Below are 24266 nucleotides of genomic sequence, written 5' to 3' on the forward strand. Positions count from 1 at the left end.
AGACACGCGCCGACCTCCACCTCGGCCTGCTCCAACTCGCCTGCAGCATCATCTGCTTGCGACGACTCCGAACCTCATTCTGAAACGATCAGTTAAGCCCGTCTATACCGCCGCGACCGAAGAAGCAGCACTGGAGCGGTTCGCCGAGTTCGCCGATGCCTGGGGAAAGAAGTATCCGGCGATCGTCCGGCTGTGGGAGAACGCGTGGAAGGATTTCACACCGTTTCTCCGGTTCGACACCGAGATCCGCCGCATTGTCTGCACCACCAACGCGATCGAGTCCGTGAACGCCAGGATCCGGCGGGCGGTCAAGGCCCGCGGACACTTCCCCAACGAGACCGCAGCCTTGAAGTGCGTCTACATGGCGATCATGCCGCTGGACCCCACCGGCAAGGGACAGGCCCGCTGGACCATGCGCTGGAAGACGGCACTGAACGCCTTCGACATCACCTTCGACGGCCGGCTCTCCGCAGCCCGTCAGTAACCCCAACCACCCTCGTTACACCGTTCGATTGACAGACCCGCGTTCGTCTGCAAAGCCGTGAGCTGCCGGTCCCCTGCCGAGCTCCTCCTCGAGCACGACGAACTGGGCGTCTGTGACGGTCGGGGAGTTCGCCGGACCCGCCGAGCGCAGGACCTCCATACCACCCTCACGCCAAGCACGACGCCAACGTTCCACCGACCGCACACTCACCCGCAGCTCTTTCGCGATCACCGCGGTCTTGTCACCCGAGGCAAACCTCTCGCCGGCCTGAAGCCGGATCCCCTCACGAAATGCCCGACGTTCAGCGGTCAGGCCCCCGCCCTCTGGATACCTCACCTCACCGGCATAGCGCAGGGATCATGGGCCGTCGCTACCCGACAGCAACCCGAAAACCTCAGTAGGACCACCAGGGTGTCGCAGAGCCCGCCTTGATGGCGAACCAGCCGACTGGATTCATGGTGAGTGGCGGGGGGAACGAAAAAGACAGGTCCCTCGACTGTGCCCGACTTTCCACTCAGGTGCTTTCGGACGGCGGTGGACGACCAGTGGTGCATACTTCTCCCGAACCCGGCGCACACGACGGGGACAATGCCCAGGAGGGCGAGGTCTTCGCTCTCCTGTTACGCGTCATCGATGCTCTGGCGGCTCTGGAACGGAGTCAGGAACGGCTCGTGCGTGAGCTGAGGTATCTGCATCCGGCCGCGGAGGGCGACGACGACGTGGTGGATGAGCGGGTGGGTGTCGGCTTCACCGACTGGTGCAAAGCGTCCGGTCTGACGGAACGGGAGAGCCAGACACTGGCAGCGCTGCTCACCGGGGCGACTAACCGGAAGATAGGACGCGATCTCGGTGTCACCGAGCGGACGGTGAAGAACACCCTGCACTCGGTGTACGTGAAGCTCGGGGTGTCGGGACGGTCGGAGGCGATCAGCAGGACTATGGCGCATCTGGTGAGGCGCCGGGGCTGTTCGTAGCGTCTGGGCCCGGGTAGGCGCGGTGGTCCGGACGCCTCTTCGGTGGCGCATCCGGCGGTTCCGCCCGGTGCGCGGGGGGATCGGTGCGTCCTGGCACTGGTTCCACGAGTTCCCGGAGGATTTCCAGCGCGGTGATTGCGTGGGGAAAGCCCGCGTAGGGCAACGTCTGCAGAATGGCCTCGGAGACTTCCTCCCGGCCCAGGCCCGCGTGGAGGGCCGAGTCGATGTTGGCGCGTGTCGCGGTCACCGGAGCCCCTAGGGCCGTGAGGGCTCCGAGCCGGACGAGAGCTCGCTCCCGCAGAGGCAGGACGGTCCGCGCCCATACGTCCGCGAAGGCGAAGCCCAGTAACAACTCCTCGAAGCCCGGGGCCACCTCACGCAAGTTGTCGGTCATATCACCGCCCAGCCGGGGGGAGAGCAGGTGCATCATGGCGCGGCCGCGTGCGAGCCGGTCCGTGGGATCGTCCATTGTCACTCCTCGTGTTCATGGCACCGGCTTCGCCGGACCGTTCCTTCGTACGGGGCCGGGCGGGGCGTCAGCGGCCGGTCGCCGAACCGCCTTGCCACGTCAGTCCGGCGGCCACCATGCGCTGCACGGCCTGGGTCAGGGTTCGTGTCGCCGGTCCCAGGAAGAGGCGGACCTGGTCCTGTCCGGTTACGGGGAGCGCGCCCGGAGTGGTCATGTGCCCCTCTCCCAGGAGAACGCCGCTGCGGCGCAGGCAGAAGGAGCGGTAGGGCCCGCCCGTTCGGGCGTCGTACCAGGGAGGCGTGCGCATCAGGAGGTAGGGGCCGCACGGGCCGATGAAGAACGCGTCCTGCGGGTAGCCGAGTTCCCCGGTGAGGTGCCGGGCCATGTGGGCTCGTTTGAGGGCGTACTCCCCGCGCTGTCGGGCCAGGTAGTCGTCGCTCTCCCGGCTTCCGAGCCAGGACGCCATGGCTGCCTGGAGAGGGACGGAGGAGACGAAGCCGTATTCAGGAAGGAGCCGTCCCAGCAGGTCTTCCAGCACGGCTGGAGGTCCCGTCAGCGCACCGATTCCCCAGCCGTTGCAGTGGAACTGCTTGCTCAGGGAACGCACCGCTAACCACGGCGGACGCCGTGCCGCAGGAAGGGCACCGAACTCCTCCAAGAGGATCCGCAGAGCGGAGACCGGGGTCACTTTCGGGTCATGCAGAGCGTAGTACGCGTCGTCGACGAGGACGCCGCATCCCACTTCCAGTGCCGCGCGGATCATCGCGCGTACGGTGTTCTCGGTCCAGTTGGCGCCGGTCGGGTTGTGCTGGGCGTTGACGACGAGGAGGAGCGGGCCCGAGGTTTCCGCCCGCGCCTTCCTCAGGACGCGCGCGACGTCGCCGGGGTCGGGCCGGTATTCCGCCTCGGGATCGAGAGGGAACCGGTGGACGTCGTAGCCGAGCGCTCCGAAGACTCCCGGGTAGTCCCATCCGGGTGAGGAACACACCACGGCCGGCCGGGCGCCCGGCTCACGGGACCGATCGGTCATGAGCCGTCCGAAGTGGAACATGGCGTTGCGGGTCCCGCCGTGGGAAACGGCCACGTCGTACTCCTCCCCTAGTCGGGCCGACGGGGGCAGCCGGTGCTCGGCGGGAATGCGGGAGCGCAGCATCCGCCTCAGCGCGGGGAGACCGTAGGGGCTGAGGACGTAACCGTGAGCGTGCGGCGGAACATCCCTGCCAAGGGCGGTGACCAGCCCCGGAGCGGCCCCGTTCCAGGTCTCCCCCAGGCTGAGATAGATGATGTCGGCCACCTTTCTGCCGGCTGCGGTCGCTTCGCGGAGCAGTTCCGTGTCCTCATAGGGGTTGTAGAGGTCACCGTCCCTGACCATGCTCTCCGGCACGCTCATGTCGTGTCTCCTTCCGTTGAGTCCGTGGCGTTCCTGCCCCGTGGGGAAACGGGAACGGCTGCGGTGGGAGGTCGGCACGCGAAGGACCGGCTGGGGAGGGGGTCGTGCGGCGTATGTCGTCCCACCGGTGTCGCGCCGTTTCAGCGGCCGCAGTTTCCGGTTGACCGGGTTCCTGCCTTCCATGTGGGGACCCGGCCGGTACCTTTGGCCGGGCCGGACGGTACCCGCCGACACGCAGCACGGAGACGTGTCCCACGGCGTCCACCGGCCGCACGGCCGGTGCGTGGGCGAACCGGCGCGCGGGTAGAAAGCCGGAGGATCCATGCAGTGAGTACCGGGGCGACCTGGCCGTGCCCGCGGCCGCCCGACGCGCTGAAGACGCGGAAGGACGCACAGCCCGCAAAGAGGCTTTCCGGGCTGGACCGGGTGCGTGACGTGGAGGGGACCGCCTCTGCCACAGACCCGCCGATGACCGGAAGGAAGTCGCTCATGTGGGAAGCTCTCAACCGACTGGCCCAGCGTCGCAATCTGCAGGATGGGGAAGCGAGACGCGCCATGTCGTCGGTGATGCGGGGCGAGGCGTCGTCCCTGCAGGTGGCCGGCTTGGCCATGGGGATGGCGGGGAAAGGGGTCACTGCGGGTGAACTCGCCGCGTTCGTAAGGACGGTGAGGGAGTTCTCAGAGCCCTTCCCCGGCTCTTCCGAGGTGCTCGACACCTGTGGCACGGGAGGTGACGGACACGGCACGTTCAATATTTCGTCCACGGCGGCCGTCGTCGCGGCTGCCTGTGGCGTGCCCGTCGCCAAACATGGCAGTCGGAGCGTCTCCTCCCTGTGCGGTAGCGCCGATGTCCTCGAAGCGTTAGGTGTGAACGTCGAGTTGTCCCCCGGGGCAGCGGCCCGCTGCCTGAAGGAGGCGGGCATCACTTTTCTCTCGGCCACGGTGTTCCACCCCGCCTTCAAGCACGCCATGGGGCCGATACGGGAACTGCGTGTTCGGACCGTGTTCAACCTGCTGGGTCCCCTCTGCAATCCTGCACGGGCGGAGTACCAGATCATAGGAGTGCCTGACCAGGACGCGTTCGAGTTGCTGGCCGATGCCCTGGAGCTCCTCGGGGCCGCCAATGTGATGGTCTTCTGTCCACGGGATGGTTTGGACGAGCTGAGCACTTCGGCGTCCGCCCGGGTGGTGGAGGTGCGAGAGGGCCGGACCCGGCGTTATGTGTTTGACCCGGCCGCGCTGGGACTCGCCGCGGCGGCACCCGGTTCGCTCACGGGCGGAACACCGGAGCGGAACGCCAAGCTGACGCGCAGGGTGCTGGCTGGAGAGCGAGGACCGCGCCGCGACATCGTTCTGCTCAACACGGCGGCGGCGCTACGGATCGCGGGTGGGTACGAGGACTGGGGCCAGGCGATGGCGCGTGCCGCCGAAGCCATCGACGACGGAACCGCGCACGACGTACTCGACCGGTGGGCACGGGTGTCGCAGTCCCGGTAAACGCTCCCGGTGCGGAAATTCCTGATCCGGTGACGCCGGAAACCCGGACGGGACTTCCGTGGGTCCGGTGCGCAGTTGTGTTCCGGTTTCCCATAGGAGGGACTCGAGAGGAAACAGGAAACCACTGGTGCGGAATACGACGCAAGATATCCAAAAAATAATCGAAATGGATTTACATGTCCCCGCGCACGGCGTAGGAAGGAAGCGGAATCCCTTCGGGCAATAATGTGTGGGGCACGTCATGCGAATGGTCGAATCAACATCCGAGGACCAGTGCGTTGCCGAACGGTGGATGAGGGAGTACCTCACCAGGGAGCACGAGGAGCTGGGGCGCGAAGGAGCGGTGTGCCCATTCGTCGGGCCCGCTCGGGAGGCGGGGGCGATCCGGACGGAGAGCCTTCGCGCGGAACCCGCGGACGGCACGGAGGAACTGGTGGGGTCCCTGCGCGACCGCCTGCAGCACTTCCGGAACCTTCCGGTTCCGGAGGGAAAGGAATCGCTGACCGCGCTGGTGGTCCTGATACAGGGCCTCCCACGGCACCGCTGGCGTCTGCTTGACGCGGCGCAGCGGCGTCTGAAACGGGAGGCCGTGCGGGAGGGCCTGATGGTGGGGCAGTTCCATCCCGACTGCCCGGAACCCGCTCACTGGAATCCTTCTTTCGCGGTGTCCAGGTCGCCGCTGCCGCTCGTGGCGGTCCGGCATATGGCCTTCCACGACATCCTTTTTCTGCACACGGACCCAGTTCTGTTCGCCGAGTACCGGAGGAGGTTCGCAAGCCGGTACGAGGACGGCGGGAAAGTGCCGCAGAAGTTCCGGACTCTGTACGAAGGAGCGCCCAGGCTTCCTGCCCCGACCGGCAACTCGTACATCGACTACCAGAGCGTCACTCTGCTCCACGCCCTGCACCAGCCTCGTACGGAGCTCCAGGCGGAATCCTCCTTCTACCTGGCCGGACAGGCCAAGGAACTCCTGTTCTCACTGGTCCTGGGAGAGGTGCGTGCCGCTCAGGAGGGGATCGCCGCCGATGACCTGGGCCGGTCCTCCTGGCACGTGCGGCGGGCCACCGCCGGATTCCGGCTCCTCGGTGAGTTCTGGGAGCTGTTGTCCACCCTGTCGCCGGCCGAGTTCCACTCTTTCCGGGACGCACTCGGGGACGCCTCCGGCAGCGGTTCCTCCAAGTACCGCGAGCTGGAGTTCGCGCTCGGCATCGCGTCTCCTTCCGCGGCCGTGGCATACGAGGGGGTGCCCGGGGTCGAGACCGAGGTGTACCGGGCCCTGCACGACGCGAGCCTCTACGACGACGCGCTGGGCCTGTTGGTACGACGGGGGCTGCTGAGTTCGGGGGCTTTGGAACCGGACCGCGACGTGCCGGCGATCCGTGACGCCTGGGCGGGGATCCATCGCGAGGAGACCGTCTCCGGTGAGCTGCTGCGCTGGGCGGAGGCACTGATGGACCTCGCCCAGGCCTTCGGCAGGTGGCGGTGGCTCCACTTGCTCACCGTGGAGCGGATTATCGGGTACAAGCCGGGGACGGGCGGCACCACCGGCGTCGCGTGGCTTCGTCACGTCGCTTCCCAGCACGCCTTTCCCGAGCTGTGGGAAGCGCGTTCTTTCCTGGAAGGTGGCCCCATCGGTGGTTGTCCCGCCTCCCCCCGCTCCCCCTTCGATCCCCGACCGGGCACGTCACAGGAGCAGGAGCGGAAATGAACCGTCAGGACGTAGACCAAAGGATCCGGGAAGCCTACGAACGCGCGACCCCCGCCTCCGCCGCCGCCTCGCGCCGCGCGGCCCGTTCGCTGCCAGGCGGCGACACCCGTTCGATGACGTGGTTCGCCCCCTATCCCCTGTTCCTCGTACGGGGGCAGGGCACACGGGTCCAGGACGCCGACGGGCACTGGTACGAGGACATGATTGCCAACTACGGGGCCCTGGCTCACGGTCACAACCATCCGGCCCTGGTGGCGGCCGTCACCGGACAGATGGCCCGCGGCACCGCACCGGGCGGTCCGGTTCCGCTCCAGTACGAACACGCGGAACGACTGCGCGCCCTCAATCCCTCCCTGGAACGCGTCAGGTACTGCAACAGCGGTACGGAGGCGACCATGTGGGCAGTTCGTACCGCGCGCGCGTACACCGGCCGCGACCTGATCGTGAAGATCGACGGCGGCTACCACGGGACCCATGAGTGGGGACAGGTCAACGCTTTCTTCGCCCCGCACCGGACCGCTCCGGCGCGTTTCACGGGGGCGTCCGAGGCGCGACTGGCATCCGGTGTCGCCCTGTCGACCGCCGTCGACGTCGTGGCGATACCGTACAACGACCTCCCCGTCGCCGCGGCGGTCCTGCACCGACTGGGCGAGCAGGTCGCCGCCGTGGTCGTAGAACCGGTTCTCGGCGTCGGCGGCGGCGTCCCCTCGGCGCCCGGTTACCTCGCCGGGCTGCGGCGTCTCACCCGGGAGACGGGTGCCCTGCTCGTGCTCGACGAGTGCGCCACTCTCCGGCTCGGCCCCTGGCAGGTCAAACACGGCGTCGTCCCCGACCTGACCACCCACAGCAAGATCGTCGGAGGCGGGCTGCCCCTGGGCGTTTTCGGCGGACGCGAAGACATCATGGCCCTCTTCGACCCCTCCGGTTCCCAACCCGTCTACCACGCCAGCGCCTTCGGAGGAAACAGCCTCTCCCTGGCCGCCGGAGCAGCTGCCCTCGACCACTTCGGTGCGGAGGAGATCGCCCACCTCGACCTCCTGGGTCACCGGCTGCGCGCGGGACTGGACGCGGCGGCCGCTTCGGTGGGGGTGGCGGGCCGGTCGGTGGGAGAGGGCGGTCTCAGCTACTTCCACTTCGGGAGCACCCCCCCGCGCGACGCGGCCGACACCGCCCGTCTTCGCGAAGGCAGGGCCGAGTTGCGGTCGTTGCTGCACCTCAGTCTCCTGCACGCCGGTTTCCTCACCGCCCCGCACGGTCTGTTGTGCCAGCACGTGTCGACCTCGCCGGAAAGCGTGGACGCCCTCGTGGACGCCTATGGCAATGCCCTCGACGACCTGCGCCCCTACATCGCCGTCCACCATCCGGAATTGCTGGAGAAGGACACCGTCCGCACTCGCCGGGACGCGCCGTGAGCCGCCCGTCCGAACCTGCGGACTGGACACTCGCCCAGGCCGTCGCACACCTGCGGACGGGTCGCACCACCCCTGCCGCCTATCGTGAGGCTCTCGTCGCCCGTACCCATGAGCACGCGTATCTCAACGCATACCTCCACGAGACGTTCCAAGGTCACGAAGCAGGGCGCGACGGTCTCCTGTCCGGTGTGCTCCTCGCGGTGAAGGACAACATCGACGTGGCGGGTGTGCCTACCACGGCAGGTACTCCGGCCCTGCGGGAACACCTCCCCTCTCACTCCAGCGCGGTCTGGGAGCGCTGTGCGCGGGCCGGTGGCGCTCTGGCGGGAAAGACCGCGCTGCACGAGCTGGCCTATGGCACGACCGGTCATCACGCCCTGGGGCCGCCCGCGCTCAATCCCTGTGCGCCGGACCATCTAGCCGGCGGCAGTAGTTCGGGGACCGCCGCGGCCGTCGCCGCGCACCTCGTGCCGGCGGGCCTGGGCACTGACACCGGGGGCTCCGTCCGCATTCCGGCGGCGCTCTGCGGCATCGTCGGGTTCCGGCCCACCCTGGGCAGGTACCCGGCGGACGGGGTGGTACGTGTCTCCACCAGCCGGGACACGGTCGGCGTGATGGCCCGCGACGTTCACGATGTTCGCCTGCTCGACCGGGTCCTGACCGGTTCCCAGGCCCGTGCGAGCACGCCGCCTCCCCGGGTCCCCCGGGCCGTGCTTCCCGCTCCTCTCTGGCAGGACCTCGACCCGCAGGTCGAACAGGTCTGCCGGGCCGCCTGCGAACGGCTGAGCGCCGCGGGCTGGGAACTGGTCGAACGCGCATTGCCCGGTTTCTCCTGGCACGGCGTACTGCGAAGCGCGACCCTCGTGCCCGCGCGTGAGACCCGCTGCGCCCTCGCCGGCTATCTCGTCCGCCACTCCGGCGCGCCCGAGGTGGACGAAGTACTGCGCGCGGTGTCGGGCGAGGACGTCCGCGAACTCGTCCTGCCACTGCTCGGAGGCGGTGGGCCGGACCGGACCGCCTACGAAGAGGCCCTGCACCGCGCCCGGCTGCTGGCGAGTCGGCTGGACGCCCTGAGAGGTCGGGAGGGAGCGCACGTGCTGCTGGCGCCGACGACCACGCTTCCGGCTCCCGGAAAGGACGTGCGCACCACCCTGGTCCTCCCCTCGGGCGAGGCGTCCGCCTTCCTCACCTATATCCGTAACACGGCGGTGGCGGCCGTGACGGGGAGCCCGTCCATAACGGTCCCGGTCGGCCGCACCGGCACCGGTCTCCCGGTGGGCCTGCTCCTGGACGCCGCCCCGGGCGCGGACACGACGCTGCTCGCCGTCGCCGAACGGGCGGCCGGCGTTCTTTCCGGGCGGGAGGGCGTGTGACTCCGGACATGTACGACGACGGTCGGCCCTCCCCCTGGGGTTGCGAGCAAGTGGACCTGAGCGTGTACGCACGGCGGATCGGCCTGCGCAACCTGGGCTCCGGTGAGCCCGTGGAGAGGCTGCGTGCCCTCCACCGAGCGCACGTGGGCGCCATCCCGTTCGACAACCTCGACCTCGTCGCCGACGTCCCGGTCGGACTCGGCCCCGCGGAGATTCTGCGGAAACTGAGTGGTCCACGGGGCGGCTGTTGCCACGAGCACAACCTGCTGTTCGGCTGCGTCCTGGAACACCTGGGCTATCGTGTGGACAGGATCGCCGCACGGGTGCGGCTGGGCGGTGAGGGACCGCGCCCCCGCACCCACATGGCACTGCGCGTTCGGCGAGGCACTCACGCATGGCTGTGCGACGTAGGGTTCGGTGTCCAGGGCTTCCTCGAACCGCTGCCCTTGTACGACGGCGCGACGTCCCACCAGCTCGGCCAGACCTTCCGTGTCCGTGCCCTGTCGTCCCCCTTCTGGACCGTCGAGGTGTACCAGGAGGACGACTGGACGGCGCTCTACCATTTCACCCTCGAACCCCAGCAGCCCGTGGACTTCGTCGTCGCACACCACTTCCTGGCCACCCATCCGCGCTCGATGCTGCGCAGGGCTCCGCTGCTCCAGCTGACCACTTCAGAAACGCGCCTGCACCTGCGGGGACTCGACCTTCTGGAAATACGGGCCGGTGTACAGCACACGCGCAGGCTGACCCGCATGTCGCTGGAAGCGGATCTGGCGTGCTTCGGCATCCGTCTGTCCCCGGATCGGTTGGGCGACCTCGAACGGCGTCTCTTTCCCCTCCAGCGGGAGGGGGAAGAGACGCCGTGACGCGGCCGTACATCCGCTTTGCCGGAGCCTCAGCCGATCAGGACCGCCTTGGAGCGGTGTCCGGCCTCTCGGCTGTGTCGCACGGCGGCCCGGACATCCGAGAGGTCGAACGTCTCGGTCTCGGGGGCCTCGATCGTGCCGTCGGCCAGTTGGGCGGCGGTCTGCGCCATGATGCCGCCGATCTCTCCGGGGGTGAGCCGTGACAGGTGTTCGGGAAGCCAGAAGCCCGTCATGGTGATTCCGCGGAACAGGAGGTCCTCCGGGCGGACGGTGACGGGCAGGCCGGACAGGAGGCCGTAACTGACGAACCGGCCGTGCGGACGCAGTACCCGGAGCGACACGTCGGCGACTGGGCCACCGACGGCGTCCACCACGGCGCGAATGCCCCGGGCGGCGGCGATCTCCGAGAGCTGTCGTTCCAGGGCGGGTTCGTCCTGGCGCAGGACGGCGAAAGCGCCGGTCTCCATGAGGGACCGCCGATGACGCCGGTCGCGCACCAAGGCCACGCAGCGCACGCCTTTCAGGTGGGCGAGACGGATCATCATCCGTGCGACCGAGGAGGCGGCTGCGGTGAACAGGACGAGATCTTCCGGCTCCACGGCGAGGCTTTCGAGCAGGAGGTTGGCGGTGACGGGGTTGACGGTCAGCTGGCAGGCCGCGCCGTCGCTCAGCTCCGGGGGCACGGGGTAGGCGTCCTGGTGGTCCGCGACGACGTACTCGGCCCAAGTGCCCGGAGCCGAGAGGGCCACGCGCATGCCCACTGGGTGACACGCGTCCGGTCCGGCCCGGTCGATCACGCCGACTCCCTCGAACCCGACGGGAGCCGCCGCGTGGACGCCGTCGGGATGGAGTCCCGGGACGAAGGAGGCGGGCCTCCCGTAACGGCCCTCCACCAGGAGGAGGTCCGAAGGGTTGACGGGCCGGGCGCGCACGCGCACGCGCACCTGGCGGGGGCCGGGTTCCGGAACCGGGCGGTGGGCGAGGACCAGCACGTCGGCGGGATCGCCGTAGTGGGCGAAGACGATCTGTCGCACGGCCGGGTTCCTAGCCGAGACCGGTACGGAAGGAGGAGTGGGCGAGGAGGTGGTCGCGGATCTCCCGGACGCTGTGGGTGCCCCGGTGGACCATGGCGTTGACCAGGACGTAGGTGGAGTCCCCCGCACCGAGGGCCTCCTGGAGGTGGTCGAGACTGCCGCAGCCGCCCGACGCTATGACAGGGAGGCCCGAGGCGGTGGCGACGGCACGGACCAGCTCCAGGTCGAAGCCGGCTCCGGTGCCCTCCCGGTCAATGTTGTTGGCGAGGATGGCGGCCACGTTCAGTTCGGCGAGTTGCCGGGCGACGTCCGCGGCGTCGCGTCCGGTGCTCCGTTCGCCGTCGTGGACGTAGACCTGCCACTGGCCTGGCCCGGCGGACCGGCAGTTGACGACGCCCATGAGGCGGTGGGCACCATACGCCTCGGCGACCTGCGTCACGGTGTCCGGCTTCTCGATCAGGGCGGTGCTGACGGAGAGGACGTCTGCTCCTGCCTCCAGGAGTCCGCCGGCGTGCACCGCGGATGGGATGTCACCGTGGCCTACGGAAACCAGCAGGCTCATCCCGGTCGTGCTGAGGTCGCGCAGCAGGCCGGGGAGATAGTCGACGGCGTCCCAGGGGTCGAACACGTCGAGGAAGAGTTTCTGCGCGCTGCCGGAGGCGTACGCCTCGGCGATGGCCAGGACGTCGCCGGGATCGGTGAGATGGGGAATGCCGCTCGGTTCCGTGGCGCGGCCATGGGAGACGTCGATGCAGGGGATGACCAGATCGCCTATGTGGGAGTGCTGGTCATGGAAGACGGGCCGGGACATGGGAGACCTCTCACGTGTCGTCGAGGAGCTGGGCGAGTCGCCTGCTCCGGGGGGCTAACTGGCGGGCGACCGCGATGGCGCTGCCGAGGGCGTTTTCGAGGGTGTTGACGGGTGCGGTGACGTGACCGGCGAGGAAGATGCCAAAGTCCCCCTGGGAGCGCAGGAGTTCCCTTTGTGCTTTCAGCATGCCGGGAGTTGGTTGCACCGTCCGGAAGTCCGCCGAGGCCAGGGGGGTGCGGGGGCGGGGTTTCCTGTGGGTCACCTGGCTGACGAATAGGTCACCGTTCTTCGTGGGGTACCAGTCTGTGGTCTCCGCCCAGGGGCCGTGGACGGTGACGGTCGAGGGCGCCCAGGTGTCGCGGTCCACGGGCATGTGGCAGGGGTCCCGGTGCGCCTGGTAGAGGAGGGGGCGGTAGGCGTAGGACGCCAGCCGCGCTCGCAGGGGGCTGAAGTGCGGGGACAGGATTCGTACGGCCTCGTCGGCGGGCATGGCGAGGACGAGGGCGTCCACCCGGTGGCGGTGCCCGTTCGTGTCGGTCAGTTCCGGTTTCCCTCCGTGCCGGTCGACCATCCGCAGGGCGGTGCCAAGAGCCAGTTGGACGCGGGATGAGCGCGATACCAGGTGCTGGGCGAGCGACTGCATGCCGCCGCGCAGCCGGTAGCTCACCGGGGCCGGCGCGGCGGGATCCTTGGCCCACAGCTCTCCCACGGCACGGGCCGACAACAGGCCGGCTTCCTCCAGGGTGCAGCCGAAGGTCGAGGCCGGCAGGGAGTACACCGCCACCTCCTTCACTTGCTGGGGCAGGTCGAAGTCCTCGACCATCTCCCGCAGCGGTACCTCCCAGTCGAGGTGTGCGCTCTTCCAGTGGTGCGCCTGCTCAGCCAGGAGGGCTACCGCCCACACGGCCTCCTCGCAGCGCACGGGGGCGAACGGGGAAGCGGTGCAGCGGGAGCCGTCCGTCTCCCCGCGGTCGCTCAGGAGGAGGCCCCCGGAAGGGAGGGGCAGCCATTGCCCGCGGTCCAGGCCGAGCACCCCGGAGAGCCGCGCGACCAGGGAGTCCGGGTCCAAGGGGACCGCCCGCACCCCCAGTTCCACGGCTTCGGGCATGCGCACCGGGTCCGGGGGGAAGAACGTGCGAAGATTTCCTCCCGGAGTTGCCCGCTCCTCCAGGAGGAGGACATCGTGCGACTCCTCCAGAAGCCACGCGGCGGCCAGTCCTGCTATGCCCGCCCCGGCGATGGCGATACGCATTCGTCCCCTCAGATCGAAGGTGGAAAGGTCCCTTTTCAGGAATCGTTCGCGGCGGACTTCCAGAAGTCGCCGATCGATTCTTCCAGCAGGCGGGCGTGAAACAACGCCTCCTGCGGATCGTCGCCACGGTCCAGGCCGTCCTGGACGACATCGAGCGCCAGCTCGGTCAGCTCATCGGACGCGCCGCCCTCGTAATACTCGACGAACTCCGCAGGAGCGTCGATCCTCAGCTCCCGCACCTGTTGCACGAGAGATGCGCAACCGGAGAAGTACACCACCATGTCCGTATAGGACGAGAGCGCGAAAGAGGCCTGGCTCCCCCTACTCGCCACCCAACTGAGCGTTCCGTTGAACGCGTAGGTTTCGCGGCCCTCGGGCCAGAACCTCTCGAAGGGGTCGGACATGCCGAGGGCTTCGGCGCACTTGCTCAGTTTCGGCTGAGCGTCGTAGACCAGCCGGGAGAGGCTGATGAACAGATCGGCAGCCGGACGGAGCGGGAAGCGCGCCAGCATGGTCCCGTAGGCCGCCAGTTCGGCACGATGACACTGAGCCTCAGTGCCGACCAGGCGCCGAAACAGCTCCGGCGCCCGGTCGCGGTCACCGAGCGCGTCGAGAAGAGCGTTGCCCACAGGGGCGCGTTTGCGCTGCTCCTCGAGACGTCGCGCGAGCTCCCTGGCGTCCGAAGGAATGATGTCGGGCATGTAACCTCGTCCTTTTTGCTCGTTTCGAATTTTCTCCGGGTTGAGCACAGGGCGCCCGCAAGGTTGATGCGAGCGCATGGAGATAAATGGCACGCTACGGCTAAATAAGGGCTGGGCAAGAATTTGACGATCTCTGCCAGCCCATACCACGACCTGCCGGATCCCCCTCCATTACTGCACGAACCACAGGGACGGGCAAGGGGGTTATCAAGATTCCATTACCTCGCCGCAAAAATTTTTGATCTTTCAGGCAGGAGAGCCGACCCCGCCGCCCACCCTACCGGCCCAACCGTCTCGATAAGGGGGGCCAATCCCCTCCGGACGCCTGCTGGACAGATCGCAGGTCAACCACTGTTGCACATGTTTTACGTGTGCCGGAAGAGGCGAAAAGATTTGGAATTTTTTCCGACGAAGTGAATCGGGTAGCGATACCCGGGTAGGCCCCAACAGAATCGTCGTGCAGGCATCCGGCACTCAGGGGATTGCGCATTTCTTTTGCCGCGCCCCAGGTCGGGCACAGCCGCCGGCAACTGTCCCCCACCCTCAGTCATCGAGGCGCCGTATGGACCAGCTCCCTATCCCACTGCCGGACTCCGTCCGGCGGTGGAACGACACCACCACCGATTATCCCCGGGATGCGCTGATTCCCGAGCTGTTCGAGGAACAGGCCCGTCTCCGTCCTCGCTCTCCCGCGGTGCTGTGGGAGGGAGGAGTCTGGGATTACGGCGAACTGTTGGATCGCGTGCAGCGCGGCGCGGCACGTCTGCGGGGACGCGGTGTGGGGGACGGGGACCGCGTCGCGCTCCTCCTGCCCCGCTCTCCGCAAGCCGTCGCGGCCGTGTTGGCCGTCCTGGAGGCCGGCGCGGTCTACCTGCCGCTGGACCCTTCGCACCCCGCCGACCGTCTTTCCTCGATCTTGCGCGACGCGGGCGTCCGCGCGGTCGTCACCGCAGACACGGAAGCGCGCACCGGGCCGGCCGGAGAGTTCATCCGGATGACCGTCACCGAACTCATGTCACGAGAAGGCCCCGGTCCGGCCGGGAACCGGACAGCGCGACGGCGCGCCACTGATGCGGCCTACGTCATCTACACGTCCGGCTCGACCGGCAAGCCTAAAGGCGTCGTCTGTGCGCATCGTGGCCCCGTCCGCCTGGTGCGCGGAACCGAGGTCCTCCGGCTAACACCGGCCGACCGCCTGCTCGCCACCACCAATCCGACCTTTGACGTCTCCTGCTTCGAACTGTTCGCCCCGCTGCTGAACGGCGCCGCCCTGGTCCTGCCCGACTCCGAGACCCTCCTCGACCCGGCCGCCCTAGAACAGCTGCTCGGCGACCGCGGGATTACCGTGATGTGGCTCAGCGCCGGCCTCTTCCACCTGCACGCCGAACAGCGTCCCGGGATGTTCTCGGAGCTCCGGTGCCTGATCGCGGGCGGAGACGTCCTCAACCCTTCCGCCGTGAGAGCCGTACTGGAGCATGGGGCCCCCGCTCTCTTCCTGAATGGCTACGGCCCCACCGAGAACTCCGTGTTCTCCACCACGCACGTCATCGACTCACTCGCCCCGGAAGCCCATGGCGTCCCTATCGGCCGACCGGTGGCTGCCTCCACCGCCTATGTCGTACGGGACGACGGCACCCTGGCCGAGCCCGGGGAGGTCGGTGAACTGTGGGTCGGTGGTGATGGCGTGGCACTCGGGTACCTCGGCGACCGCGCCAGGACGGCGACGGCCTTCCTCCCCGACCGGTTCCGTCCCGGCCCGGGACGGCGCCTGTACCGCACGGGAGACCTGGCCGAATGGCGGACGGACGGGGTCATCGAGTTCCACGGGCGCAGAGACAGGCAGGTCAAGATCCGCGGCTTCAGGGTCGAACTCGACGAGGTCGAGACCACCCTCACCGACCACCCGCAGGTCAACGAGTCCGCCGTCGACGTCCTGGGGGAGGGCGCCTCACAGCACCTGGCCGCCGCCGTCGTGCCCGCGCCGGAACAGGACGACGGCCTGCCCGGGCAACTCGACGCGTACCTGCGCGAGCGGTTGCCGCCGCACATGCGGCCCGCGCGCGTCGTCCCCGTACCCGAACTCCCCCTCAACAGCAGCGGAAAGATCGACAGGAGTCAGCTACGGGAACTCACGCACGACGCGGGCCGGGAACCGGTGGGAACCGGCGAAGCCCCCCGGGGAGAGGACGAGGAGGTTGTCGCCGAGGTCTGGCGCCGCTTCCTCCGCGTCGACGGCGTCGGGCGCCAGGACGACTTCCTCGCCCTGGGTGGTACCTCGCTCCAGGCAACCCGGATCGCCGCGGTCGTCCGTGAACGTCTCGGCATCCGGTCGGCCTTCACTCGTGACCTCCTCCGAGTCCTCCTCGACAACCCCACTCTGGCGGCGTTCACGGAGCGGGCGTCCGAGCTGCGCCATGCGCCCGAGGACGCCGCCCATGACACTCCGGTCGACTTCGCCGCCGAGGCCGTTCTGGACCCGGTCCTGCGGTTCGACGCGCCCACCGCCGACGGTGTCCCGACGGAACACCACAAGGAGAAGGTCCCTCGTTCCGTGCTGCTGACGGGAGCGACCGGCTTCCTCGGGGTCCACCTCCTCGACCGCCTCGCCGCGTCCGGTGTCCGGCGCATCCACTGTCTCGTGCGCGCTCGCGACGGTGCCGCGGGCCTCGCCCGTCTACGGGGCCGACTGCGGCACTACGGCCTCGACCCCGACCGCTGGGCGGACCGTATCGCGGTGGTGCCCGGCGATCTGGGCCTGCCGCATTTCGGACTGGACGACGGAACCTGGAACGACCTCGCCCATGAGGTGGAGGTCGTCCTCCACAACGGCGCCCAAGTCAACTTCGCCTACCCATACGAGGCCCTGTCCGCCGCGAATGTCGGGGGGACCCGGACCGTCCTGGCCCTGGCGACGGAACGGCGGCTCAAGGCCGTGCACCACGTCTCCAGCATGAGCGTCATCGCCGGTTCCGGACTCGCCGGTGTACGGCGGGTGGACGAGGACACCCCTCTGGCACATCCGGAACTGCTTTCCCAGGGCTACACCGAGACCAAATGGGTCGCAGAACGCCTCATCTCCCTGGCGGCGCGGCGCGGACTTCCGGTCACCATTCACCGGCCCCACGAGATCACGGGTGCCACGGACAGCGGCATATGGAACACGGGCACCATGATGTGTGCGCTCTTCCGCACCGTGGCGGAGACCGGAACGGTCCCGGACGTCCCTCTGCTCCTGGACTTCGTCCCGGTGGACTACACCGCGGCCGCCGTCGTCCACATCCTCACTCACCAGCCCTGCGAGGGTCGCGTCCACCACCTCGCCAATCCCCGCCCCGCGTTGCTGCACCTGCTGGTGGAGCGCCTGCGTGCCATGGGTTACCGGGTCCGGAAGCAGCCCTACTCGGCCTGGACCCGGCACATGGCCGAGCTGACTGCCCGCGATCCCGAGCACCCCCTGACCCCGTATGTTCCGATGTTCACCGAACCGGCCCGTCGCTCCGCCGTCTCGGTCGCGGAGATGTACTTCGCCGGTACGTTTCCACGTTTCGGCCGGGACAACACCGAGGACGCGCTCACCGGAAGCGGTGTCGTCTGCCCGCCCGTCGACGCGCGGCTGATCGACACCAATCTCCGGTTCCTGAGGGAGGCCGGTCTCCTTCCCGCCCTCAGGACGCCGGACGAGGACGAGGGCCGCGGGAGGGAACCGGCCGGGTGACGCCCGGCCCCTCCGGCCGACGGACGCCTTTTGCGCCGGTTGCCGGGCGGACTTCCCCGCCCGGCAACCGTTCCCGGACCTATGGCCGGCGGAAATCCTTCTCACTCACGTCAGCCGCCCGCGCCGCCGCTGCGGCGAAGTCCCGGACGTCTTCTTCCGTGGTGTCGAACGAACACATCAGGCGCACTTCGTTCTGGTTCTTCTCGTCAGGGCGCAGGTCATACCGTCCGGAGAGCGCAGCCGGAACGGCCCCGGAGAAAACGACGAACACGGCGTTGGCCTCGACCGGCCGGACGACTGTCACTCCTTCCACCCGTGCGAGGAGGGAGCCCAGCAGTCTCGCCATGGCATTCGCATGAGCCGCGTTGCGGTGCCACAGGTCTCCGCCGAGGAGCGCCTCGAACTGGGCGGAGAGGAAGCGCATCTTGGAGGCGAGCTGCGTGGTGCGCTTGCGCAAGCGGGCCACGCCCGAGACGCGGGACGGGTCGAGGATCACCACGCACTCGCCGAAGAGCAGACCGTTCTTGGTGCCGCCGAAGGACAGGATGTCCACCCCGGCGTCCGCCGTGCAGGCCGCCAGGGGGACGCCCAGGGCCGCGGCCGCGTTCGCAAGGCGCGCCCCGTCCATGTGGACGGCGAGACCGTGCGCGTGGGCGCGCACGGCGAGATCGCGGACCTCATCCGGGGTGTAGCAGGTTCCCAGTTCCGTGGCCTGGGTCAGGGAAAGAACCTGCGGTCGGGCACTGTGCTCGTCCGCCGACGCCTGCAGCACCGCTTCCACCGCACGGGGCCCGATCTTCCCGTCCGTGGAGGGGACCCCCAGCAACTTCAGTCCCGCGACATGCTCCGGTCCCCCTCCCTCTTCCTGGTTCACGTGGGCCCGCTCGGCGCAGACGACCGCGCCCCATCGGTTGGTGACGGCCTGCAGCGCGACGACGTTCGCTCCGGTGCCGTTGAAGACCGGAAAGACTTCGGCGACAGGTCCGAAATGACGGCGGAAGGTGTCCTTCAGATGGGTGGTGTAGTCGTCCTTTCCGTAGGCCTCTTGGTGTCCCCCGTTCGCGAGGAGCAGTGCGGAGAGGATCTCCGGGTGGGCGCCCGAGCAGTTGTCGCTCGTGAAGTCGCGCCGTTCGGGGTCGTGGCGCAGGATCGCGTCGGTGGGGAGCGACGAAGGCCGTGGGGATGCCGTCACGCGGATCGGTGGGGCCTGCCTGGTATGGGCGGCTGCTCTTCAACCACCCGCGACGTAGCTCCAGTACGGATCGAGGAGTGCTCCGAGCTGCCGGGCGGTGTGCAGGACGCGGGCGGGTTCCTCGCCTTGGGCCAGGCCGTACTCGAGGACCTTCAGTGTTCCTTCGGCGACCTCCGGGGGCGGCCTGTCGCCCCACGACTCCATGTACGTGAGCACGGGGACCGGGACGTCGGGTAGTTCCCGTGAGGCCTCGATGATGCGGGAGAAGAGCGTGCACCAGGTTGACAGATCTGTGTGGAGGTAAAGGGCAGCTTCGGCGGGGCCGGCCTGGGTGCCCATCCAGGTCAGGTCCCGTACCACGCGGAAGAGCCCTTGGTCGACCGGGACCGGCGGGATGTCGGGGCCGGGGATGTCGACGGACGGTGCTGCTTCGCGCAGGAGTCCGCGTGCGGTGGCGATGGTGTGCTGAACGAAGGAGAACATGGTGGCGGGTATCTCGTGTCGGTGCCGGGCCGCCAGGAGCGCGTAGGTGGACAGCTCGGCCTCCTGACACTGGTACTCGGCCAGCAGTATCCTCCTGAAGTGCTCGGGACGGATCTGTCCGGATCGTGCCAGCTCGACGATCCTGTTGCCGCTGACGAACCGTTCGACGTCCGGCTTCATCGCCTCGACAAGCTGCTCGGGCTTCATGGTGCTCTCCTTCTCATGGGTACGGGTACAGGGAGGCGAAAGGCTCGCCCCGGAGGGAAGCGGCCCGTCACCGGTGTACCGGACGGCCTCGTTGGATCACGTGCCGCACGCGTCCGGTGGCGGTGATGTCCTGGAAGGGGTCGCCTTCGAGGGCGACGAGGTCGGCGGTGGCTCCGGGGGTGACGGTGCCCAGGTCGGGCCGGCCGAGGAGGTCGGCTGCGGTGCTCGTGGCTGCCCGTAGGGCACGCAGAGCGGTGTAGCCGTGGTCCATCAGGGTGGGGAACTCGCGCCAGTTGTCGGCGTGGGGGAACATGCCGGCGTCGGTACCGAACGCCGTCTTCACATCGGTCCGGGCGGGCCGCAGGAGTCCTTCGCGCAGCGTTTCGGCGTGTTCGCGGTAGTTCTTGCGCGCGAAGCTCATGGAGCCGTCCCAGAAGGTGTCGTCGTCGAGCCGGTCGAGGAAGTAGGTCTGCACGTACTGGGTGGGCACCAGGAACGTGCCGGCTTCTTCCATGGCCCGGTAGGTGGGTGCGGTGGCGAAACAGCCGTGCTCCACGCTGCGCACTCCCGCGGTGACGGAGCGCATGACGGCGCGGTCGGTGAAGACGTGCGCCGCGCAGGGCAGGCCGAGGTCGTCGGCGGTGGCGACGATGGTGTGCATCTCGACGCGCGAGTAGGAGGTGCTGGTGGGGCTGTCCACTGGTGAGGAGAATCCGCCACCGCCCGCGAACTTGATCCAGTCCGCTCCCGAGCGGGCCTGCTCGCGTACCGCGCGGCGCAGTCCCTCGACGCCTTCTGCGAGGGTGCCGATCTGGTGGCCGTACCGCTGGGCGAGGTCGGGCTTCTTGTCGCCGTGCCCGCCTTGCGGGGACAGGATGTTGGGTGCCGCGAGGATGCGCGGTCCCTCGATCAGGCCATCCTGGACCGCGTCGCGCAGTGACACGTTGAGGGGGAGGTGGGCGCTGCCGAGGTCCCGGACGGTGGTGAACCCGTTGTGCAGCAGCGTGCGAAGGACGGGCACGGCGGTGAGGGTCTGGTACGCGGCGGGCCCGGTCTCCGCTTCCTCGTCTAGCAGGTGGACGTGGCAGTCGATGAATCCGGGCAGCAGCGTGCAGCCGGGCATGTCGAGCACGTCCGCCTCCGGACCTGGGGCGAGGTCGTACGCGACGGACGCGATGCGGCCGTCGCGCACCAGGACGGTCAGTCCCTCGACGGGGGCGTCCGCGACCCCGTCCCACACGCGGTCAGGTCGCAACAGGATCTCTCGGTCGGGGAGTGCGCGCACGAATACCTCCGGAGCGGCGAACACGGCGGGACGGGTACGGGGACGGGCGGCATGGGCCAGGCGACGCCGCTCAGAGGGCGGTGAGTGGGGTGTAGCGAGGGTCGCTCCAGACGTCGCCGGGGCCCGGGTTGCCGGGCTCAGGGCGGGCGCCGAGCTGGTGCAGTACTCCCCAGGCGGCATTGAGACCGGAGGCAAGGGCGTGGTCGAGCCAGCCGGGCGACCAGGAGGTGTCGTCGCCGGCCAGGTAGAGGGCGTTGGGCGGTTCGCCTGGTATGGCCGGGGAACCGGTGAAGTCCTTGAGGAAGTGGGCGAAGAGGTCCCGTTGGTAGGGGTAGTCACCCGGGCAGGACCAGCGGCACAGGCCGCGGAAGTTCTTCTCGTTCTCCCACGACACCGTCACCGCCTCACCCGTGCGGACTTGGGCACGCAGTTCGTCCGCCAGTGAGGGATGGATCTCGGCGAGGTCGCGGACGAAGAGGGCGACCCTCTCCTCCAGGTCGGAGGGGGCGACCTTCAGGGCGTCCTGGGCCCAGCTGAAGCTGAGGTCGAGCACGCCCCGGCGGCCTCCGGGGCCGCGGGCGGGCCCGTAGTCCATGGTGTAGGCGGCGCGCGGCAGCCGATCGGTGAGGGTGACGCCGTCCATGGTCGTCGCCTCCCAGAACGGGTGTTCCACCACGAGGGCGGTCTTGGCGGACTGCCAGTAGGAGAGGCGGCGTATTGCCCTCCACAACCGGGGACCGAAGACGGGGACGCGCGGGTCGGTGGAGCGTACCTCCACCCCGGTCTCCAGGAGGCGCAGCTGCGGAGTGAACACCACTGCAGCGAACCGTTCCTCCCGTCCGTCCGCATCGTGCACCACCACACCGCGCGCCGCGTCCGGCTCGACTTCCAGAAGACGTACGGCGGGTCGCGGCGCCCCTTCGCTCGCCTCCTCCAGGCTGCGCGTCCGTCCGCGGGGGTCGATGACGGGACGGGTCCAGAAGCCTTCGGCGAGCCGGCTGATGCCGTCGGGCGCGTACAGGGTGTCACTGCCTTCGGTGCACAACAGCAGTCGCAGGATCTCGATCACGCTGATCTCGAAGAAGGAGTCCCAGACGGCGGGTCCCACTCCCGCGGTACCCAGGAGCCGTGCCTGGTCGTGGGTCAGACCCGCACCGTCCGGCTCGCGCAGGAAGCGATAGAAGGACCAGGACTCGAACTGAATGAGTAGTTGGTTCCAGCGACGTCGCGCCGCGACCAGGTCACGCGCGGCCAGGTCCCGCAGGATCTGCGGGAGACCGATCCGGGCGAGGACGCGCTGCCAGTGCGCATGCACCTCGCGGAAGTCGTCGTGCCGGTCGTAAAGGTCCTGGATCTTCGCGGCCGGGTACTGGACGCCGTCCACGTCCAGCACGGTCAGCGGTGTGACGGGGGCGGCGTAGTTGTCGCGGAACGGCTCCATGCGGACGCCGAAGGTCCGGGCATATTGGCGTAGCAGGGTGGCCGAGTCGGGAAAACGCATGCAGCCCAGTTCCACGACGGCGCTGTCCTCTTCACGGAGCCGGCGGCTGTACATGCGTCCCCCCAGGCGTCGGCCGCCCGGCCCGTCCGTGCTTTGCTCGGCCTCGTACAGGACGGGGTTGCAGCCGGCCCGTAACAGTTCGTAGGCGGCGGCCAGCCCGCTGCCGCCGGCGCCGACGATAGCGACGCGCGCCCCTCGGATCTCTTCGGGCAGTCGCCCCATACGTCGGCCGTCGCCGACGTGCGCGGCGTAGTCGAAGGGGAAGTCGACCTGGAGATCGGTGGCGGGCGGGGGCGGGATCGGGCTCATCGGTGGCTCCGGAGTGGAAGGGTGGGTGGTTTCCAGGTGTGCACCGGCGTGGCTCCTGCGGCGAGCTGTGCGTAGTGGACCGTCAGTTCCGCCAGCTCGGCGGAGTCTCGTTCGCGCTCGGACCGTGGGGTGTTTGGTGGGCTGGGCCGTGCGGTTCCCCCCGTCATTCGTTCTGCGGGTTTCCCCTCCGCCGTCCCGCGTCTGCGCAGCACCTCGCGCGTTTGCTGTTGCCACCACGCGCCCGTACGGCCTGTCGCGACCCGGTGGTGCAGCAGGTCCAGCAGGTCATCGGCCTCGTCGGTGGCCACGGAGAGGAGTGCCAGTCCCTCCCGGGCGCGCGGCAGCAACTCCTCGACCAGGGTCCCGGCCCTGTACTCGCGTGGTGCCGTTCCGGGCGAGGGCCACCATAGGGAGGCGTGCAGGCCGTCGCGTGCGGCGCGGTAGAAATTGGTCTTGGCGAGAGTGAACGGGAGTTCCTGGGCCACGTCGCGCCCATCGGCTGTCAAAAAGAGGGTGAGGCCGACCAGGAAGGCGGCGTTCGCGGCCATGTCCAATGGTGTCGGTCCGGAGGGGAGCGCCCGGAATTCGATCCGCAGGTGGCCGAGGGGGTCGTACACCGGCCGGTTCCACCACCACACCGTGCTCAGGTGCAGGCGGAGTTCCTCCAGCGCCGGCCAGTGGCCGGTCGCGTCGTGGTCGTTGGCGGGCGAGACATCCGGCAGCAGGACGTCGTAATGGCGCATGGCCGCTTCGAACGCCGTGAGAGGGCCGCCCTGCATCCATCCGGGACCGAACCCGACCCGGGGGCGCCGGGGGCCGGAGCCGGGGGAACTGCGGTCTCCGAAGCCGTGTTCGTACATCGGAATGCGGGCCTCCTGCCATCCGGGCCGGCCCAGCGGGAAGGGGGAGTTCCCGGCGGCTGCCAGGGCCGGTCCGGTGGCGAGCTGAGCGGCGTTGAAAGCGCGGTGGAAGAGGTATGGGGCAACTGTCAGATGTACCTGCCAGGAGCATGCCGCGCCTTGGACCGCTACGGACTCCGCCCTGAGCAGGCCCCGTTCCCCCACAGGTAGGTCGAAGGGCACGGAGCGGCGGTGGCTCCAGGCCTGCTCCAGCGCGTGGTAGCGCGGGAGGGCGGTCAGTGCCTGCGCCGTCAGGTCGGCCGGTGTAAGGGTGGGCAGGGTTCCGATCGGGACCGCTGTGACCCCTCGGTGCCGCGGTGCCGCGGTGGTGATCCCTGTCAGTGTCCGTGTGGCCTGTGCGGCCAGGGCGGTGAAGGGGTGTCCTCGTGCCGGAACCGGCGTTAAATTCGCCTCAAGGTTGAAACGGGCCACCTCCAAGGTGAGCAAGTCGTCCTGGGCGGCTTCGCGGACAGCCGCGTTCACCGGGGCCGGACGGCCGTCCAGCTCGATGAGGGAGAACTCGAGCTCCGCCCCCAGTGTGGGCGGCTCCGCCCCGAAATCGGGGTCGGTCACCGCTTTCCCCAGTAAGGAAAGGCACTCCGTCAAACGGGACCGGAACTGTGCGTGGTCCTGCTCCGTGAATGCCACCCGACCGACTTCGCGGCCCATGTCACTCCCCTGTACGGCCTTGTGTCCTCTTCCGG

General features: G+C 68.9%; 20 protein-coding genes. 8 read left to right on the forward strand and 12 right to left on the reverse strand.

The features are described from left to right. The coding region (locus tag ACIQKA_RS34050; protein ID WP_402543291.1) for a transposase at positions 1-484 on the forward strand (484 nt) is incomplete at its 5' end. Positions 485-499: 15 nt separating this feature from the next. Here the strand turns inward: ACIQKA_RS34050 and ACIQKA_RS34055 are convergent. Then, entirely contained in the window at positions 500-820 is a 321-nt protein-coding gene (locus ACIQKA_RS34055; protein WP_402543292.1) for a helix-turn-helix domain-containing protein, read from the reverse strand. A 335-nt stretch (positions 821-1155) separates the two neighbouring features. On the opposite strand from ACIQKA_RS34055, the gene ACIQKA_RS34060 reads away from it, so the two are divergent. Continuing rightward, a complete protein-coding gene (locus ACIQKA_RS34060; RefSeq protein WP_402543293.1) occupies positions 1156-1458 on the forward strand; it encodes a LuxR C-terminal-related transcriptional regulator in 303 nt (100 codons plus the stop codon). Here ACIQKA_RS34060 and ACIQKA_RS34065 read toward each other — a convergent pair. Both ACIQKA_RS34065 and ACIQKA_RS34070 read right to left on the reverse strand, forming a co-directional pair. Then, positions 1421-1927 carry a carboxymuconolactone decarboxylase family protein gene (locus ACIQKA_RS34065; RefSeq protein ID WP_402543294.1) on the reverse strand — a complete coding sequence of 169 codons (507 nt, stop codon included), beginning with the start codon at positions 1925-1927 and terminating at the stop codon, positions 1421-1423. The genes ACIQKA_RS34060 and ACIQKA_RS34065 overlap by 38 nt on opposite strands. A 67-nt stretch (positions 1928-1994) precedes the next feature. Then, positions 1995-3317, reverse strand: a complete 1323-nt coding sequence (locus ACIQKA_RS34070; RefSeq protein WP_402543295.1) for a pyridoxal phosphate-dependent aminotransferase — start codon at positions 3315-3317, stop codon at positions 1995-1997. Positions 3318-3806: 489 nt separating this feature from the next. Between ACIQKA_RS34070 and trpD the strand changes: the two genes are divergently transcribed. From trpD to ACIQKA_RS34095, 5 genes are all read left to right on the forward strand, one after another. Then, positions 3807-4814: an anthranilate phosphoribosyltransferase gene (gene trpD, locus ACIQKA_RS34075; RefSeq protein WP_402543296.1), complete on the forward strand. Its 1008-nt coding sequence runs from the start codon at positions 3807-3809 to the stop codon at positions 4812-4814. 241 nt (positions 4815-5055) lie between these two features. Next, the gene (locus ACIQKA_RS34080; protein WP_402543297.1) at positions 5056-6522 is read left to right on the forward strand and encodes a tryptophan 2,3-dioxygenase family protein; all 1467 of its coding nucleotides are present in this window, start codon (positions 5056-5058) and stop codon (positions 6520-6522) included. A gap of 113 nt (positions 6523-6635) precedes the next feature. Further along, the gene (locus tag ACIQKA_RS34085) at positions 6636-7934 is read left to right on the forward strand and encodes an aspartate aminotransferase family protein (protein WP_402543298.1); all 1299 of its coding nucleotides are present in this window, start codon (positions 6636-6638) and stop codon (positions 7932-7934) included. Then, entirely contained in the window at positions 7931-9307 is a 1377-nt protein-coding gene (locus ACIQKA_RS34090; protein ID WP_402543299.1) for an amidase family protein, read from the forward strand. The genes ACIQKA_RS34085 and ACIQKA_RS34090 overlap by 4 nt, the downstream gene beginning before the upstream one ends. Positions 9308-9357: 50 nt before the next feature. Next, positions 9358-10173: an arylamine N-acetyltransferase gene (locus ACIQKA_RS34095; RefSeq protein ID WP_402543300.1), complete on the forward strand. Its 816-nt coding sequence runs from the start codon at positions 9358-9360 to the stop codon at positions 10171-10173. A gap of 29 nt (positions 10174-10202) precedes the next feature. Here ACIQKA_RS34095 and ACIQKA_RS34100 read toward each other — a convergent pair whose 3' ends face one another. The 4 genes from ACIQKA_RS34100 to ACIQKA_RS34115 are packed head-to-tail and all read right to left on the reverse strand — an operon-like array spanning position 10203 to position 13971. Then, the gene (locus ACIQKA_RS34100) at positions 10203-11207 is read right to left on the reverse strand and encodes a zinc-dependent alcohol dehydrogenase family protein (protein WP_402543301.1); all 1005 of its coding nucleotides are present in this window, start codon (positions 11205-11207) and stop codon (positions 10203-10205) included. A gap of 10 nt (positions 11208-11217) precedes the next feature. Further along, positions 11218-12018 (reverse strand): HisA/HisF-related TIM barrel protein, encoded by an 801-nt coding sequence (locus ACIQKA_RS34105; protein ID WP_389490564.1) that lies wholly within the window; start codon positions 12016-12018, stop codon positions 11218-11220. A gap of 10 nt (positions 12019-12028) precedes the next feature. Further along, the gene (locus ACIQKA_RS34110) at positions 12029-13270 is read right to left on the reverse strand and encodes an FAD-dependent oxidoreductase (protein ID WP_402543302.1); all 1242 of its coding nucleotides are present in this window, start codon (positions 13268-13270) and stop codon (positions 12029-12031) included. A 35-nt stretch (positions 13271-13305) separates the two neighbouring features. Next, entirely contained in the window at positions 13306-13971 is a 666-nt protein-coding gene (locus tag ACIQKA_RS34115) for a hypothetical protein (RefSeq protein WP_402543303.1), read from the reverse strand. Positions 13972-14533: 562 nt separating this feature from the next. On the opposite strand from ACIQKA_RS34115, the gene ACIQKA_RS34120 reads away from it, so the two are divergent. Next, positions 14534-17686, forward strand: coding sequence for an amino acid adenylation domain-containing protein (locus ACIQKA_RS34120; protein WP_402543304.1), 3153 nt, complete (start codon positions 14534-14536; stop codon positions 17684-17686). A 79-nt stretch (positions 17687-17765) separates the two neighbouring features. Here ACIQKA_RS34120 and ACIQKA_RS34125 read toward each other — a convergent pair whose 3' ends face one another. From ACIQKA_RS34125 to ACIQKA_RS34145, 5 genes are all read right to left on the reverse strand, one after another. Beyond that, positions 17766-18884: a threonine aldolase family protein gene (locus ACIQKA_RS34125; protein WP_402543316.1), complete on the reverse strand. Its 1119-nt coding sequence runs from the start codon at positions 18882-18884 to the stop codon at positions 17766-17768. A gap of 33 nt (positions 18885-18917) precedes the next feature. After that, a complete protein-coding gene (locus ACIQKA_RS34130; RefSeq protein ID WP_402543305.1) occupies positions 18918-19568 on the reverse strand; it encodes a hypothetical protein in 651 nt (216 codons plus the stop codon). 67 nt (positions 19569-19635) lie between these two features. Further along, complete coding sequence (locus ACIQKA_RS34135; protein ID WP_402543306.1) at positions 19636-20853, reverse strand: amidohydrolase family protein; 1218 nt, start codon at positions 20851-20853, stop codon at positions 19636-19638. A 70-nt stretch (positions 20854-20923) separates the two neighbouring features. Continuing rightward, entirely contained in the window at positions 20924-22663 is a 1740-nt protein-coding gene (locus tag ACIQKA_RS34140; RefSeq protein ID WP_402543307.1) for a flavin monoamine oxidase family protein, read from the reverse strand. After that, positions 22660-24231, reverse strand: a complete 1572-nt coding sequence (locus ACIQKA_RS34145) for a glutamate--cysteine ligase (RefSeq protein WP_402543308.1) — start codon at positions 24229-24231, stop codon at positions 22660-22662. Before ACIQKA_RS34145 ends, ACIQKA_RS34140 begins: the two co-directional genes overlap by 4 nt. Positions 24232-24266 lie beyond the last annotated feature (35 nt).

It is taken from the genome of Streptomyces sp. NPDC092045 (assembly GCF_044756005.1).
In the GTDB taxonomy this organism is placed as follows: domain Bacteria; phylum Actinomycetota; class Actinomycetes; order Streptomycetales; family Streptomycetaceae; genus Streptomyces.